The 16449-nt window shown below is 64.9% G+C and carries 16 protein-coding genes; 3 read left to right on the top strand and 13 right to left on the bottom strand.

All coding sequences use genetic code 11. From position 1 onward, the window contains the following. Positions 1–49 precede the first annotated feature (49 nt). A complete protein-coding gene (locus IVB47_RS32620; protein WP_027569161.1) occupies positions 50–262 on the bottom strand; it encodes a hypothetical protein in 213 nt (70 codons plus the stop codon). Positions 263–448: 186 nt separating this feature from the next. Then, entirely contained in the window at positions 449–1498 is a 1050-nt protein-coding gene (locus IVB47_RS32615) for a hydroxyacid dehydrogenase (RefSeq protein WP_247467618.1), read from the bottom strand. A 267-nt stretch (positions 1499–1765) separates the two neighbouring features. On the opposite strand from IVB47_RS32615, the gene IVB47_RS32610 reads away from it, so the two are divergent. The 3 genes from IVB47_RS32610 (at position 1766) to IVB47_RS32600 (ending at position 3400) form a co-directional block, all read left to right on the top strand. Further along, positions 1766–2332: a thiamine pyrophosphate-binding protein gene (locus IVB47_RS32610; RefSeq protein WP_247467616.1), complete on the top strand. Its 567-nt coding sequence runs from the start codon at positions 1766–1768 to the stop codon at positions 2330–2332. 11 nt (positions 2333–2343) lie between these two features. After that, positions 2344–2946, top strand: coding sequence for a thiamine pyrophosphate-dependent enzyme (locus IVB47_RS32605; protein WP_247467614.1), 603 nt, complete (start codon positions 2344–2346; stop codon positions 2944–2946). Positions 2947–3022: 76 nt separating this feature from the next. Next, positions 3023–3400, top strand: coding sequence for a VanZ family protein (locus tag IVB47_RS32600; protein ID WP_247288887.1), 378 nt, complete (start codon positions 3023–3025; stop codon positions 3398–3400). 42 nt (positions 3401–3442) lie between these two features. Here IVB47_RS32600 and IVB47_RS32595 read toward each other — a convergent pair whose 3' ends face one another. The 11 genes from IVB47_RS32595 to IVB47_RS32545 form a co-directional block, all read right to left on the bottom strand. Continuing rightward, the gene (locus tag IVB47_RS32595) at positions 3443–3826 is read right to left on the bottom strand and encodes a DUF1236 domain-containing protein (RefSeq protein WP_007593296.1); all 384 of its coding nucleotides are present in this window, start codon (positions 3824–3826) and stop codon (positions 3443–3445) included. Positions 3827–3941: 115 nt separating this feature from the next. After that, the gene (locus tag IVB47_RS32590; protein WP_247467612.1) at positions 3942–4829 is read right to left on the bottom strand and encodes a 2-hydroxy-3-oxopropionate reductase; all 888 of its coding nucleotides are present in this window, start codon (positions 4827–4829) and stop codon (positions 3942–3944) included. A 12-nt stretch (positions 4830–4841) separates the two neighbouring features. Next, a complete protein-coding gene (gene hyi / locus IVB47_RS32585; RefSeq protein ID WP_247467610.1) occupies positions 4842–5627 on the bottom strand; it encodes a hydroxypyruvate isomerase in 786 nt (261 codons plus the stop codon). A gap of 12 nt (positions 5628–5639) precedes the next feature. Beyond that, positions 5640–7430 (bottom strand): glyoxylate carboligase, encoded by a 1791-nt coding sequence (gene gcl, locus IVB47_RS32580; RefSeq protein WP_247288884.1) that lies wholly within the window; start codon positions 7428–7430, stop codon positions 5640–5642. A gap of 153 nt (positions 7431–7583) precedes the next feature. Further along, on the bottom strand, positions 7584–9386 hold the full coding sequence (locus IVB47_RS32575) for an adenine deaminase C-terminal domain-containing protein (RefSeq protein ID WP_247467609.1): 1803 nt from the start codon (positions 9384–9386) through the stop codon (positions 7584–7586). An 85-nt stretch (positions 9387–9471) separates the two neighbouring features. Next, complete coding sequence (locus IVB47_RS32570; RefSeq protein ID WP_247467607.1) at positions 9472–10272, bottom strand: NYN domain-containing protein; 801 nt, start codon at positions 10270–10272, stop codon at positions 9472–9474. Between the two features lie 52 nt (positions 10273–10324). Beyond that, on the bottom strand, positions 10325–11824 hold the full coding sequence (locus IVB47_RS32565) for a tripartite tricarboxylate transporter permease (RefSeq protein ID WP_247467605.1): 1500 nt from the start codon (positions 11822–11824) through the stop codon (positions 10325–10327). Further along, entirely contained in the window at positions 11824–12309 is a 486-nt protein-coding gene (locus IVB47_RS32560; RefSeq protein ID WP_085352319.1) for a tripartite tricarboxylate transporter TctB family protein, read from the bottom strand. Before IVB47_RS32560 ends, IVB47_RS32565 begins: the two co-directional genes overlap by 1 nt. Then, the gene (locus IVB47_RS32555; RefSeq protein WP_018458586.1) at positions 12306–13274 is read right to left on the bottom strand and encodes a tripartite tricarboxylate transporter substrate binding protein; all 969 of its coding nucleotides are present in this window, start codon (positions 13272–13274) and stop codon (positions 12306–12308) included. Before IVB47_RS32555 ends, IVB47_RS32560 begins: the two co-directional genes overlap by 4 nt. Positions 13275–13377: 103 nt before the next feature. Beyond that, positions 13378–14220: an IclR family transcriptional regulator gene (locus tag IVB47_RS32550; RefSeq protein WP_027569149.1), complete on the bottom strand. Its 843-nt coding sequence runs from the start codon at positions 14218–14220 to the stop codon at positions 13378–13380. Between the two features lie 61 nt (positions 14221–14281). Next, the gene (locus tag IVB47_RS32545) at positions 14282–16411 is read right to left on the bottom strand and encodes an acetate--CoA ligase family protein (RefSeq protein ID WP_247288877.1); all 2130 of its coding nucleotides are present in this window, start codon (positions 16409–16411) and stop codon (positions 14282–14284) included. Positions 16412–16449 lie beyond the last annotated feature (38 nt).

Here is a 16449-nt window from a genome sequence, read left to right as displayed (position 1 = left end):
GTCCCGCTCGGCGCCAGCGTGACCTCACGGCGCCCGGCCGCCAAGCCCCTCACGACGGAAAGTCAGCCGGTCTGACCTGGATGCGGTCGGCATGCAACGACCAGTGGTGCAACGCCTGGTCCGCGCAAAACCTTGCCTTCGCCCGCTCTCTGGCTTCGTCCTCGTCGGAAGCGTCGACCTCGAGCGTGCCTTGGCACACCTCGATCTGTCGGCCGTATTGGCCGAGCACGTCCTTCATGAACCTGACCACATAAGTTGACATGGGACCTCCTGCCTGCCCCGGCGGCGCTCACTCTAATCCCATTTAGCCGGATTGCGGGAGGGAGATTTTGACGCGGATCAAAGTCGGGCGCGATTCCCGCCCGCCGGTCATTCGGTGGCGCATAGCGCTAACCGGGACATTGGGCAGCAGGAGCATCGCACCCCGGAAGGACAAAGCGACCATCGACTACGCCGGCGTCGCACCAAACGCCTGCTTGAATCGCTCCGCGTAGCGTGGCCAGACCTCGGGATTGATGATGCGCGGCGGGCGCTTGCCGTCCAGCGTCTGCAGCACCTGCTCGGCGGCGATCCGGCCCATGTTCTGCCGCGCCTCGATCGTGACGCCCGCGGTATGCGGGCTCGCCAGCACGTTGTCGAGCTGGAGCAGCGGATGCTCCGGTGGCGGCGGCTCCTTGGACCAGACGTCGAGACCGGCGCCCGCAATGCGCTTGTCACGCAACGCCTGGAGCAGCGCATCTTCGTCGTGGATGAAGCCACGCGCCGTGGTGATAAAGTACGCATGCGGCTGCATCAACCCAAACTCGCGCACGCTGATCATATTGCGGCTGCCCTTGTCGAGCGGACAGGAGATCGAGACGAAGTCCGCGCAGCGCAAAAGCTCGTCGAGCTCGACCTTCTCGCCACCCCGCTCGGCCATCACCTCGGCCGTCAGGTACGGATCGTAGGCCAGCACCTTCATGCCGAACAGGCCCTTGCACAGCGCGGCGATGCGCCGGCCGACATTGCCGAGGCCGATGATGCCGACCGTTTTGTGCTCGACCTCGTTGCCGACGAGCTCGTTGCGGTTGACGTTGGCCTCCCTGCGAAGCTTGCGGTCGGACTGGATGATGCGCTTGGACAACGTCAGCATCATCGCCAGCGCGTGCTCGGCGACGGAATGGGCATTGCCGCCGGACTGGTTGACGACCAGCACGCCGGCATCGGTGCAGGCCTCGACGTCGACAGGATCGAATCCCGCGCCGTTGCTGGAGACGAGCAGCAGGTTCGGCGCGCGCTTCAGGAAGGCAGCATCGACATGGAAGTGCGGGGCCAGTTCGTCGCGGGTGGCGCCGATCTGGTAGACATGAGCCGCTTCGATGATCGGCGCGAAAAAGTCCTCGAGGCTCTCGTTCTCGATGCGATCGAGCCGGACGTCGGGCCGCGCCTTCAGGATGTCGATGTAGATCGGATTGGCCAGATATTTGACGTAGAAGACGCGCTTGCTGTTGACGGACATCAGGACCCTTCCGGCTCTCTCCAGGAGATCCGCAGGGCCAGCGCTTCGCGCGCTCCTGTCATGCGTTCCTCCGTTCTCTTGTTATTGCCGCTTATGACACGGCGGCACCGGCCGCGGCAGGTCGTCTGGCGCAGATCACGGTGCAGCCCGGGCATGTTGACAATCCCGCTGCCTGCGTCAAGTTCGGCAGACCGCCGCGACGGCCAAGACGATGGCCACGACAAAGGCAAAACACCAAGAAGCATGCGCGGCCGAAGGGAGAACGCAATGGCGATTGCGGAGCAACAGACCTCGTCCGAGGCGGCGCAGACCTCCAGCGACAAGAGCTGGCACGGCATCGTCCTGCAAACCCTGAAGCGGAACGAGATCAGCCTCGTCCCTTACGTGCCCGACCGCGTGCTGACGCCGCTGATCAAGAACCTGCACGCCGATCCGTTCTTCACCACCTTTGCCACCGCCCGCGAGGAGGAGGCCGTCGGCATCGTCTCGGGCGCCTGGATGGGCGGACGGCGCGGTGCGGTGCTGATCCAGACCTCGGGCTTTGCGACGCTCGCCAACGTGCTGGCCTCGCTCGCGGTGCCCTACCAGATTCCGCTGATCATGTTCGTGTCCGAACGCGGCACGCTCGGCGAATTCAACTACGGCCAGTCACTGGTCTGCCGCACCATGCGTCCGGTGCTGGATTCTCTGGCGCTGGAGCATCACACCATCACCCGGCTCGACGAGCTCGAATTCATTGCCGACCGTTCGATCAAGCAGGCCGTGACGACGCAGGCGCCGGTCGCGCTGATCCTCAACCCGCTGCTCACGGGCGGCAAGGTGTTCGACAAGTGAGGCCGGCGCAAATGAATACAGACGCGCGCAACACCAAAGTGATGAACCGCTTCGACGTCACCTCGCGCCTGATCGCGAAACTCGAGCACGAGGAAGCCGTGATCGGCGGCATCGGCAACACCAATTTCGACCTCTGGGCCGCCGGCCACCGTCCGCAGAATTTCTACATGCTCGGCAGCATGGGGCTCGCCTTCCCGATCGCGCTGGGCGTGGCGCTGGCGCAGCCGGACCGGCGCGTCTTCGCGCTCGAAGGCGACGGCTCGCTGCTGATGCAGCTCGGCGCGCTCTCGACGATTGCGGCGTTGAAGCCGAAGAACCTCACCATGATCGTAATGGACAACGGCATCTATCAGATCACCGGCGCGCAGCCGACACCGGCCGCGAACGTGGCTGACATCGTCGCCATCGCGACCGGCTCCGGGCTTACCAACAGCGCCTGGGCCGCGGACGAGGAGGATTTCGAGCGTCTGGTCGAAGAAGCCATGTCGGCCGGCGAGCCGAGCCTGATCGCCGTTCGTATCGATGACAAGCCTGGCGTCGGCGCCACCCGACGCGACCCCGTACAAATCCGGGAACGCTTCATGCACGGCCTGGGCGTGCGTGAGCCGCTTTAACGTTTCGTCATTAACTACACGGCGATCTGATCCCGGCCCCTCGGCAGGCTGCTGCAATCCATGCTAAGCGGTGCGGATGTCCATTTTGGTTCGCTCCTCTGCCTGGCTGCTTGCCGCCGCCGTCGCCTTTGCAACCCTCGGCCCGCCCGGCCTGCGGCCCCATTCCGACCTTGGCCAGGACGGTGAACACGCCCTCGCCTTCGTCCTGGTGGGACTAGCCTTCGGCCTCGCCTATCCGCGCCGCCGCCTGTCGGCTACAGCCATCGCTGTGGTGCTGATCGGCCTGCTCGAACTGATGCAATTCTGGGCACCGGGACGACATGCGCGGCTGGAGGACTTTCTGGTCGATGCCGGCACCACCTGCATCGGCTTCGCCCTCGCGACCGTCGCCGATTGGGCCTTGACGCGGTTTCGCGCAAATTCGGCCCTGACGAGCCAAGGCCCCGCGGAGTGATGCTCCGCAGGGCCCGCCTTTCAAAGCTCACGCTCCGATCGATCAGTCGATGATCTTGACGACGCGGCGCGTGCGCGGCTCCACGATCACGCGGCGATCGTTCACGACCGCATAGCGATACTCGGTGTAGTTCGGCACGGGCCGCAGCACCACGGTCGGCGGCAGGGGCTCGCCGACCACGACGCGCTCGTGAACCACGACGGAATCATCACGCGGAATTCCGCCCAGGATCGCGTTCGGAATTTCAAGGCCGGCGCCCACGGCTGCACCGACGGTACCACCGACCATCGCACCGACCGGACCGCCAATGTCGCCGCCCGCGCGTGCGCCGTTCCTGGCGCCCTCTTCGGTCGTCGACTGAGCAAAGGCCGCACTCGACGCCAGCAGCGACGCGGCAGCCAACGAAATCGCAAGACGGGTTTTCATGTGCTTATGTCTCCAGTGATTGTTGTGCGCCTTCAACCGCGGGGCCGGATCATTGTTCCGGTTCCCTCGCCCGATCTAGGCAGAACCACAACGGAGACTGTTACCCGGTAACAGTTCAGGCCGCGGCGATCTCGTGCCCCGCCATCAGTTCCAGCGCGCGCACCATCGCCGAATGGTCCCAGCCCTTGCCGCCATGCGCGGCGCAGGACGAGAACAGTTGCTGCGCCACTGCGGTGCTCGGCAGCGACAGGCCGAGCGCGCGGGCGCCTTCAAGCGCGAGGTTAAGATCCTTCTGGTGCAGCTCGATGCGGAAGCCGGGATCGAAATTGCGCTTCACCATGCGCTCGCCATGCACTTCGAGAATCCGCGAAGACGCAAAGCCGCCCATCAGGGCCTGCCGCACCAGCGCCGGATCCGCACCGGCTTTCGACGCGAACAGCAGCGCTTCGCTGACCGCCTCGATCGTCAACGCGACGATGATCTGGTTGGCGACCTTCGTCGTCTGGCCGTCGCCATTGGCGCCGACGCGGGTGACGTTCTTTCCCACCCTGTCGAAGATCGGCTTCATGGTGTTGAAGGCGCGCTCGGGGCCACCGACCATGATGGTGAGGCTTGCCGCCTTGGCACCAACCTCCCCGCCTGACACCGGTGCGTCGAGATAATCCGCGCCGAGCGCCTCGATCTTCTTCGCAAACTCCTTGGTCGCCAGCGGCGAGATCGAGCTCATGTCGACCACGATCTTGCCCTTGGAAATGCCGCCCGCGACGCCGTCCTTGCCAAACAGCACGGCCTCCACCTGCGGGGTATCCGGCACCATGATGATGACCGCATCCGCCTCCTCCGCAACCTCTCTGCCTGACTTGCAGACAACGCCGCCGGCGGCGATCAGCTCGGGTGCGACCGGCCCGACATCGTGCAGGAGAACGCGATGGCCTGCGGCCAGAAGATGACCGGCCATCGGCCGTCCCATGGTGCCAAGTCCGATGAAGCCGATGTCGATCATGTCAAAGTTTCCTCAGGTCTCGAAAGTCTGCGCCGCGTGCCAGGACAGGCCGTCCAGCGTCGTGGTGCGCGGCTTGTATTCGCAACCGATCCAGCCGCGATACCCGATCGCGTCGAGATGGCGGAACAGGAAGGGATAGTTGATCTCGCCCGTGCCGGGCTCGTGGCGGCCGGGATTATCGGCGAGCTGGATGTGCGCGATCTGCGGGAGACATTCCTGCATGGTACGGGCGAGATCGCCCTCCATGATCTGCATGTGGTAGATATCGTACTGGATGAACAGATTGTTCGAGCGCACCTCGGAGATCAGCTGCACGGCCTGCTCGGTGCCGTTCAGGAAGAAGCCGGGAATGTCGAGCGTGTTGATCGGCTCGACCAGAAGCTTGATGTTCTCCCGCGCCAGGGTCGACGCCGCAAAGCGCAGATTCCCGACCAGCGTTTCGTTGAGCTCACGCGGATCGGCATCGACAGGCGCGATGCCGACGAGGCAATTGAGCTGCTCGCAATCGAGCGCCTTGGCATAGTCGATGGCGCGAAACACGCCGTCCCTGAACTCGCTGACACGATCCGGCAGGATCGCGATGCCGCGCTCGCTCGCGGCCCAATTGCCGGCCGGCAGATTGTGCAGCACCTGCGTCAGCCCAAGGCTGTCGAGCTGCTCGCGCAACTGCGCCTTCTCGAAATCATAGGGGAAGAGGTACTCAATCCCGGAAAAGCCCGCCGCTTTGGCCGCGGCGAAACGGTCCATGAACGGCATCTCGTTGAAGAGCATGGTGAGGTTGGCGGCGAATTTCGGCATGATGCTGGTCCCCTATTCCGCCGGCTGCAGCACGCCCGGCCGCGCGGTCGCCACCTCGTCGAGCGGCAGGTCCAGCACCTCCTCGAACTCGACGACGTTGTCGATTTCCGTGCCCATCGCGATGTTGGTGACGCGCTCGAGAATGAACTCGACCATCACAGGCACGCGGTACTTCGCCATCCATTCGCGTGCGGTGGCGAACGCGGCCTGCGCGTCCTTGGGATCGGTGACGCGGATCGCCTTGCAGCCGAGCCCTTCGGCGACGGCGACGTGATCGACGCCGTAGCCGCCGAGCTCGGGCGCGTTGATGTTCTCAAAGGAGAGCTGGACGTGATAGTCCATGTCGAAGCCGCGCTGGGCCTGCCGGATCAGGCCGAGATAGGAATTGTTCACGACGACGTGGATGTAGGGCAGGTTGAACTGCGCCCCGACCGCGAGCTCCTCGATCAGGAACTGGAAGTCGTAGTCGCCCGAGAGCGCGACGATATCGCGATCCGGGCACGCCGCGCGCACGCCGAGCGCCGCAGGTAGGGTCCAGCCGAGCGGCCCCGCCTGCCCGGCATTGATCCAGTTGCGCGGCTTGTAGACACCCAGGAACTGCGCACCGGCGATTTGCGAAAGGCCGATCACGGTGACGTAGCAGGTGTCGCGGCCAAACGCCTTGGTCATCTCCTCGTAGACGCGCTGGGGCTTGATCGGGACGTTGTCGAAATGGCTCTTGCGCAACATCGTCTTCTTGCGGTCCCGGCAGGAAGCCGGCCACGCCTGGCGCTCGCGCAACCTGCCTGAGCGGCGCCACTCCCTGGCGACGGCGACGAACAGTTCGAGCGCCGCCTTCGCGTCCGAGACGATGCCGAGGTCGGGATTGAACACGCGCCCGATCTGGGTCGGCTCGATATCCACATGCACGAAGGTGCGACCCTTGGTGTAGGTCTCGACCGAGCCGGTGTGGCGGTTTGCCCAGCGGTTGCCGATGCCGAGCACGAAATCGGATTCGAGCATGGTGGCATTGCCGTAACGATGGCTGGTCTGAAGACCGACCATGCCGGCCATCAGCACGTGGTCGTCGGGGATGGCGCCCCAGCCCATCAGCGTCGGCACAACCGGCACGTTGGCGATCTCGGCGAATTCCACCAGCAAATCCGAGGCGTCGGCGTTGATGACACCGCCGCCCGCGACGATCAGCGGACGCTCGGCCGCATTGAGCATCTCCAGCGCCTTTTCGACCTGCTTGCGGGTCGCGCTGGGCTTGTAGACCGGCAGCGGCTCGTAGGTCTCGTCGTCGAACTCGATTTCGGCGAGCTGCACGTCGAGCGGCATGTCGATCAGGACCGGGCCGGGCCTTCCCGAGCGCATCACGTGAAACGCCTGGCTGAACACGCGGGGCACCAGCGCCGGCTCGCGCACCGTCACCGCCCATTTGGTCACGGGCTTTGCGATCGATTCGATATCGACGGCCTGGAAATCCTCCTTGTAGAGCCGCGCGCGCGGCGCCTGCCCGGTGATGCAGAGGATCGGGATGGAATCGGCGATCGCCGAATAGAGCCCGGTGATCATGTCGGTCCCGGCCGGCCCCGAGGTTCCGATGCAGACGCCGATATTGCCGGCCTTGGCCCGCGTATAGCCCTCGGCCATGTGCGAGGCACCTTCGACATGCCGCGCCAGGATATGGCGGATCGAGCCGCGCTTCTTCAGCGCCGAGTAAAGCGGATTGATCGCGGCCCCAGGAACGCCAAAGGCAGTCGAGATACCTTCCTTCTCCAGAATTCGCACGGCAGCATCGATGGCTCGCATCTTCGCCATATCGGACCTCGCTTGAGTTGCATTGGCTCGAGCGAGATCATCGGGCCCGCGAGGGCTGCACTCAACGAGATCGATTTTATTTTCCACGATGCGGCAGCCGTGGAAAAATCGCGGCGGTCTCAATCGGTTAGATCGAGACTCGCGTGAAAGCGCTCACTCGAACAGCGGCGCCAGCTGCATCTGCGGCACCAGCACAAGGCCCTTGTCGGTGATACGAATTTCCGGAATAACCGACAGCGGAATCAGATTGAAGCCCATGTAGGGGATGGTGCAGCCGGCTTCCGCCCATTCCTTCTTCAGCACCTTGACCTCTTCCGCCACCTCCGTGACGCGTTTGTCGGACAAGAGCCCAGCGATCGGCAACGGCACCAGCGCCCTCACCTTTCCGTCAGCGACGAGGCAGACGGCGCCCTGTTGCTCCTTGATGGCGGCGACCGCGACCTGCATGTCGGCCTCGTTGGTGCCGGCAACGATGATGTTGTGGCTGTCGTGGCCGACGCTGGAGGCGACCGCGCCGCGCTTGAGGCCAAAGTCCTTCAAGAGGCCATAGGCGACATTGCCGGCCGATTTGCCATGGCGCTCGACCACCGTGACAAAGCACAGGCCGTAGCGGGCAAACAGCGTCGGCCAGTCCTTTGCGGGCTCGATCGCGATCTTCTCGTGGATCAGCGTGATGCCCGGCAGCGCCGTCTTGATCGCGTTGACGGTGCAGGCCTTTGCCGGCAGCTCCGGCGTCAGCTTCAGCTTCTCCGGCAGCTTCACAGTCGCGTAGGCCGCCTGCGGGTATTGATAGCGCTGCGACAGCGCCTGATCGAGCTTCGGCGTGATCTTGCGGTTCTCGACCACCAGCTCGCCGCCGTACCAGGTCGATTGCGGCTTGAGATTATCGTCCATCAGCACGAGATCGGCGCGGCGGCCGCCGCCGAGCCCGCCGATATCGCTGTCCATGCCGAAGCGCGTCGCGCCATGCAGCGAGCCCATCGACCAGGCCTGCTCCGGCGACATCCCTGCCTTCACGGCTTCGCGCACCACCCAATCGAGCCCAAATAGCAGGAGATCGTCGGCATCGCGATCGTCGGTGCACACGGCCGTGCGCTTGTGCGAGGCCCCGAGCTCGGTGATGGTGCGGATCGCCTGCGGCAGCGAGTGCCATGGCGTGGTCGGCGGTCCCCCGCGCAGGAACACCCAGACCCCGGCATCGAGCAGATCGTCGGCGATGTCGCGGTCGATCGCCTCATGGGTATCGGTGACGCCGGACGCTGCATAAGCCGCAACGAATTCGCGGCCATAGACATGGCCGGATACCGGCCGCCCGCGCTTTAGGGCGGCGGCGAGGATGGCGTGGCTTCGCTCGTCGCCCATGGTGACAGGCACAAAGTCCATCTTCTCGCCAAGCGCGACCGCTTCGGGCCAACGGTCGAACAGGCCGGCGATCTTGTCCGGCGTGAGGTCGCCACCCGCGGTCTCGAGTACGGCTGAGGTGGCCGGCACCGTGCTTGGCACGGTCAAAAAGATCGACAACGGCGCCTCGCGCGCGTCCTCCAGCATCGCCTCGACGCCGGCGACGTCCATGACGTTGCCGATTTCGTGGCTGTCGCAGAAGATCGTCGTGGTACCGTTGAGCAATGCGGCTTCGGCATAGGCGCAGGCCGTGACCATCGAGGATTCGATGTGGATGTGCGGATCAACCAGGCCCGGCGCGATAATGCCGCCAGCGGCATCGTAGGTCGTGACGCCGCTCCAGGCCTTCTTGGCCGTTCCAGCCGGCTTCACCGCCGCAATGCGGCCGCCGGTGGTCCAGACCTCACGTCCCTGATGGATGCGCTCCGAATAGGTCGAGAGCACCCGCGCGCCGGTGACGACGAGATCCGGCGCGACACGGGCCGAGGCCACATCGGCGAGACGCCGGGTCATCGAATGCAACGGTGCGACGGCGAAGCGGGTAAGTCTGGTCATCAGGACCCTCGCGTGGCGTTATGGCCCTGCGATGGTTACGCTCCGCGCCCGACCGGGCAAGCGCAAATATAACGGCACGCCCTGCTTACGCCTTAGGCGTCGAACCGCCTGCCGCCGCCGGCCTCGCGGGTCTGCGCGAGTTCCGCCTTCGCGGGGCCGGTGCGGCAGCGGGCTTGACCCGAATCCGCATCGACCTCCCGTTCTGCTCGTCGATCTCAAAGGAATTGGTCTTTCGCACGAGGTCGCTCAGTTTGCGGAAGCCGAACGTTCTCGGATCGAAATCGGACGCGAGATTGGCAAGTTGGCGACCGACTTCCCCGAGCGTCACCCAGCCGTCCTCGCTCTCCATCTGGGTGATGACCTTCTTGATGATGGGGCTTGCGGCATCGGGCGGCTGAAGCGACGTCGATCTCGAGGCGGCGTCCTGGGTGTTCGCCGGCGCGGGAAGCAGGTTCTCCGTGTAGACGAACCTTCGACAGGCCTGCCGGAAGCTCTCCGGCGTCTTCTGTTCGCCGAACCCAAAGACATCGATGCCCTGCTCCCGGATTCGGGCGGCGAGACGGGTAAAATCGCTGTCCGAGGACACCAGGCAAAAGCCGTCGAAACGGCCGCTGTGAAGCAGGTCCATCGCGTCGATGACCAGGGTGATGTCCGAGGCATTCTTGCCGGTCGTATAGGCAAACTGCTGCTGCGGGATGATGGCGTGCTTCGACAGGATGTCGGCCCAGCCCCTCGACCTGGCATTGGAGAAGTCGCCGTAGATGCGGCGAACGCTGGCCTCGCCGATCTTGGCAATCTCCTCGAAGAGTCCATCGGCGATCTTTGCCGAAGCATTGTCGGCATCAATCAGGACAGCGAGACGAGGCGAACGGAGCTCTGACGGCATGACTTTTCCCACGAGATGAACGTAGCATTAGAAGACGCTCGCGTCGGGATGGCTAGTCCTCGTTCGCCTGGAAGCGTCCCATCCCTTTCAGCACGAAGGGTGCCAGCAGCGCGATCAACGCCAGCGCAAGCAGCGTCGCCGAGATCGGGCTCTGGAGCAGCGTCATGGGATCGCCGAGGCTGATCGCGAGCGCGCGACGCAGCTGGCTCTCGGCGATCGGGCCGAGAATCAGGCCCACCACGACGGGCGCGATCGGAAAATCGAACCGCCGCATCAAAAAGCCGAGCACGCCGAAGCCGGCCAGCATCGACAGTTCGACCACCGACGGCTTTGCGGCGATGGTGCCCATGGTCGCGAACACCAGGATGCCGGCATAGAGCCACGGTTGCGGGATCGCCAGCAGCCGCACCCACAGGCCAACCAGCGGCAGATTGAGCACCAGCAGCATGCAATTTGCGATGAACAGGCTCGCAATCAGGCCCCACACGAGGTCGGGCCGCTCGGCGAACAGCAGCGGCCCCGGGTTGAGGCCGTATTGCTGGAACCCCGCCAACATCATCGCGGCCGTCGCCGAGGTCGGCAATCCCAGCGTCAGGAGCGGCACCAGCGTGCCCGCAGCCGAAGCGTTGTTGGCGGCCTCCGGTCCTGCGACGCCTTCGATCGCGCCCTTGCCGAATTCTTCAGGGTATTTGGTCAGCCGCTTCTCGCAGGAATAGGACAAAAAGGTCGGGATCTCCGCGCCGCCGGCAGGCAGCGCACCGATCGGGAAGCCGAACATGGTGCCGCGCAGCCACGGCTTCCACGATCGCTTCCAGTCTTCCTTGGTCATCCACAGCGAGCCGCGCACCGGCTCGAGCTTCTCCTCGGTGTGGTGGCGGCGCGACGCGACGTAGAGCGCCTCGCCCACCGCGAACAGGCCGACCGCGAGCGTTGTCACCTCGACGCCGTCGAGCAGCTCGGGCACTCCGAACGCAAGCCGCGCCTGACCGGTCAGCTTGTCGATGCCGACGAGGCCCAACGTCAGTCCGATGAACAGGCTGGTCAGGCCGCGGATCGGGGAATCGCCGAAGGTCGCCGACACCGTGACGAAGGCGACACACATCAGCGCGAAATAATCCTCCGGGCCAAAGCGCACGGCGAAATCGACCAGCCACGGCGCGAGAAAGGCAAGCCCGATGGTGGCGATGGTGCCCGCGACGAAGGACCCGATCGCGGAGGTCGCGAGCGCCGGCCCGCCGCGGCCGGCCTTGGCCATCTTGTTGCCTTCGAGCGCCGTCGCCATCGAGGCGCTCTCGCCGGGCGTGTTGATCAAGATGGCCGTGGTCGATCCGCCATACATGCCGCCATAGTAGATGCCGGCGAACATGATCAGCGAACCGCCGGGATCGAGCTTGTACGTCACCGGCAGCAGCAGCGCGACCGTCAACGCCGGGCCGATGCCGGGCAGCACGCCCACGGCGGTGCCGAGGAACACGCCGATCAGGGCGTAGAGGAGATTCATCGGCTGGACGGCGACCGCCATGCCATGCGCCAGCGCGGCAAAAGTGTCCATCACAGCAGTCGCTCCAGGGGGCCGGCGGGAAGGCTCAACGTCAACAGCCGGTCGAACGCGAGGTAAATGAGGATCGACATCACCAGGGCGATGGCGGAATCGACCAGGACGGCGCGGCGCCCAAATGCTGCCGAGGTCGTGACGAACAGCGCCGACGTCGCCAGGATGAACCCGCCGCCGAAGCCAATGATGCCGATCAGCAGCGCAAGACCAGCGAGGATCAAGACCACAGGCACAGGATCGGCGCTCTCGCGCGCCGGCAAATGACCGCGCAGCGCGTCGATGAGATTGCCGATCGCGAGCAGCGCGAGGCCGGAGGCGATCACGACCGGCATGGCTTCCGGCCCCATCCCGTACATCGTGGTCGATTGCAGGCCGCGCGCGTCCCAGACCAGCACCGCGGCAAGACCTGCGAGCAACGCAGCAATGACGACGCCGGCGCGATCAACGCGCCGCGGCGGCTGGACCGGATCGCCCGAGGTCATGACTTGACCAGGCCGACTGATCTCAGCACGTCGGTGACGCGCACGGTTTCCTTCTTCAGGAAGTCGGCGAAGGCGTCGCCGCCGAGATACGCATCCTCCCAGCCCTTCTGCTTGAGGATGTCCTTCCAGGCGTCCGACTTCACCATCTTCTCGACCGCGTCGCTCAGCGTCTTGCGCTGCTCCGGCGTGATTCCGGGAGGCGCGACCACCGAACGCCAGTTGGCGATCACGAGGTCGATGCCCTGCTCCTTGAAGGTCGGGATGTCGCTGCCTGGAATGCGCTTCTCCGAGGTCACGCCGATCGCGCGCAGCTTGCCGGACTTGATCTGCCCGTCATATTCACTGAGGCCGGAAATGCCGGCAGTGACCTTCGCGCCGAGAATGGCGGCGAGCGACTCGCCGCCGCCCGAGAACGGGATGTAGTTGATCTTCTTCGCGTCGGCGCCAACGGCGCCGGCGAACAATGCCGCCATCACATGATCGACGCCACCGGCCGAGCCGCCCGCGAAGGTCACCTTGGCGATGTCGGCCTTCACCGCTGCGGCCAGATCCTGCGCGGTCTTGATCGGTGAATTCGCCGGCACCACGATCACCTGGATTTCCTCGGTGAGGCGCGCGATCGGCGTCACCTGTTCGAGCGTGACGGGTGATTTGTTCATGGCGAGCGCGCCCACCATGACGAAGCCGTTGACCATCAGCTGGTTGCCGTCACCCTTGGCGCCGTTGACGAACTGCGCGATGCCGACGCTGCCGCCTGCGCCGGGAACGTTGGTGACCTGCACGCTGCGTGCGACGCCGGCAGCGACCAGCGCCTGCTGCATCGAGCGCGCGGTCTGGTCCCAGCCACCGCCCGGCGCCGCCGGTGCCATCAGCTTGAGCTCGAGCTGCTGGGCAAAGGCCGGCGTCGCTGCCGCAAGGGTCAGCGCGACGGCTGCGCCGACGAGGCGCGCGGGAAGTTGAAACATGGGACGTCTCCGGGCTCATGCGGACGTTTGCCGCATCGTGTCGTTTGGTCGCATATCAGCCAAAACAGCCGACACTGTCCAGTGACATACCCCGGGTTTCCGATTAGCGGGGTGTCGGAACTGCCCCGCCGAGCGCGGCCGTCAGTTCGGCAGCAACATCACGGACGATCTGCCCGATTTCCGGTAACCGCTGATCGGTCAGCCGGCTCGTCATGCCGGAGACCGAAATCGCCGCGAGCGGCTCGGCGCAGTCGTTGTAGACCACCGCGGCAACGCAGCGCAGGCCCATGCAGGCCTCTTCATCATCCAGCGCGTAGCCTTGCTTTCGGATCTTTTCGAGCTCCTTGAACAGATCGCTCGGCCGCACGATGGATTTCTCGGTCAAGCGTGGCATGCCGTGATGGCGGATGACGGCACCGACGTCCTCGTCGGAATAGGTCGCGAGCACCGCCTTCCCGACGCCGGAGGTCACCATGGGGACGCGGCCGCCGACTTGGGTCAGCGAACGCATGATCTCGCGGCTCTCCATGCGGGTCAGCACGATGATGAACTCGTCGTCGACCATGGCAAGATTAGCGGTCTCGCGGGTAAGATCGCGCAGCTTGCGCAAATAGGGGATGGCCTGGGCGCTGAAATTGCGCCGCCGCGCAAAGCTCGCGCCGACCGTGAAGCTGCGCACGCCGACATGCCATTTGGATTCGGCGCGGTCGAACTGGACGAAGCGGCGGCTTTCCAGCGTGGCGAGCAAGCGGTGCACGGTCGAGGCGGAGAGCCCGGTGCGAACAGCGAGGTCGCTGAGGCGATAGCCCTCGTCGTCCTCGGACAATGTCTCGAGGATCGACAGCGCGCGGTCGACGGATTGCACCCCGCCGTCGCGCGCGTCGTGGTCGGCCTCCGATGGCGATCGGGGCTCGATCGATTTGCGCCGGATCACGTTCCTGCTCATCGCGACCTGACTGTTCTCGCCTCTCCCCGCACGCGAGGAGAGGCGAAGCGGCATCGTCGACTCAGAGCAGCCCTGCCCCGCGCGCCCATTTGTACTTGGCGCCGAGCACTTCCACCGGCAGCTCAGTCGAGTATGCATAGGCCGGGATGCCGTTCTGGTAGAGATATTCGGCGGCCTCCTCGACCTCCACGTCGCCGGCGAGCGAGGCGACGATCGGCTTCACGAAGCCCTTGGCCTCCATCTCCTTCTTCACCTCGACCATGTTGCGGGCGAACACCATCGGCGGCGTGACGATGGTGTGCCAGTAGCCGAGAATGAGCGAATGGATGCGCTCGTCCGTCAGGCCGAGCTTCACCGTATTGACGTAGGTGATCGGCGGCTCGCCACCGGTGATGTCCACGGGATTTCCGGCCGCGCCAAACGGCGGGATGAACTTGCGGAAGGCCGCATCCAGATCCGCCGGCATCGCCATCAGCGACAGGCCGTTGTCGACGCAGGAGTCCGACAGCAGCACGCCCGAGCCGCCGGCGCCGGTGATGATCAGCACGTTCTCGCCCTTCGGCGTCGGCAGCACCGGCACGCCGCGCGCGAACTCGAGCAGTTGCCGCAAGCTACGGGCGCGAATCACGCCGGACTGCGCCAGGACATCCTCGTAGATCTTGTCGTTGCCGGCGAGCGCGCCGGTGTGCGACGAGGCCGCCTTCGCACCGGCGGAGGTGCGGCCGGCCTTGAGCACGATGACCGGTTTTTTCTTGGAGACGCGCTTTGCCGCTTCCGCAAAGGCGCGGCCGTCCTTGAGGTCTTCGCAGTGCTGCGCGATCAGGTTGGTGTTCGGGTCCTGCTCGAAGAAGGCGAGCAGATCGTCCTCGTCGATGTCGGACTTGTTGCCGAGGCCGACGATCGCCGACACGCCCATCTTGGCCGAACGGGAGAAGCCGATGATGGCCATGCCGATGCCGCCCGATTGCGAAGACAGTGCCGCATGGCCCTTGACGTCATAGGCGGTGCAGAAGGTCGCGCAGAGATTGGCAGGCGTATAATAGAAGCCGTAGATGTTCGGCCCCATCAGGCGGATGTCGTATTTCTTGCCGACTTCGACGATCTCGGCCTGGAGCTCCGGCGCGCCGGCTTCCGCGAAGCCCGACGGGATCAGGACCGCGCCGGGAATTTTCTTCTCGCCGCATTCGGTGAGCGCCGCGGCCACGAACTTCGCGGGAATTGCGAACACCGCGGTGTCGATCACGCCGGGCACGTCCTTGACGCTCTTGTACGCCTTGTAGCCGAGGATCTCGGCGGCCTTGGGATGGATCGGGTAGATGTCACCCTTGTAGCCGCCGTTGATGAGATTCTTCATCACGGAATTGCCGATTTTGCCGTCTTCGGCCGAAGCGCCGACCACGGCAACCGCCTTCGGCTGCATGATGCGGCTCATCGCCGCGACGATCTCTTCGGTCGGGCGCGGCTTCGGCTTGGGCACGTAAGCGAAGTCGACGACGATGCGGACGTCGGCCGCGATCGCGTCCTTGGCCGTCGCGAACACCGGGTTGAGATCGAGCTCGACGATCTCGGGGAAATCGGTGACGAGCTGCGAGACCTTGACGATGACATCGGCGAGCGCGGTGCGGTTCACCGGCTCACCGCCGCGAACGCCCTTCAAAATTTCATGCGCCTGGATGCCGTCGAGCATCGACAGCGCATCTTGCTTGGTCGCGGGCGCGAGGCGGAAGGTGATGTCCTTCAGGACTTCGACCAGCACGCCGCCGAGACCGAAGGCAACCAGCTTGCCGAACGAGGCGTCGGTGATCGACCCGACGATCACTTCGGTGCCGCCGGCCAGCATCTGCTGCACCTGGACACCCTCGATCTTGGCATCAGACTTGTACTTCCTGGCGTTGCCGAGAATGGTCTCGTAGGCCTTCTCGGCGTCCTCGGCCGACTTGAGGCCAACGATGACGCCACCGGCTTCGGTCTTGTGGAGAATGTCCGGCGAGACGATCTTCATCACCACCGGGAAGCCCATTGAGGCGGCCATCTTGCCGGCCTCGCCGGCCGACTTCGCCACCCCCTCCTTCGGCACCGCAATGCCATAGGCGTCGCAGACCAGCTTACCTTCCGGCGCGGTCAGGCTGGTGCGCTTGTCCGCCTTGACCTGGTCAAGCACCTTGCGGACGGCATCTTTGGAATTGGACATGTGGCTTCTCCCTTGACCTTGGTTCTTGCGTTCTCAAA

It is taken from the genome of Bradyrhizobium sp. 62, assembly GCF_023073035.1.
GTDB lineage: Bacteria > Pseudomonadota > Alphaproteobacteria > Rhizobiales > Xanthobacteraceae > Bradyrhizobium.
This window is presented reverse-complemented; position numbering and strand designations above follow the sequence as displayed.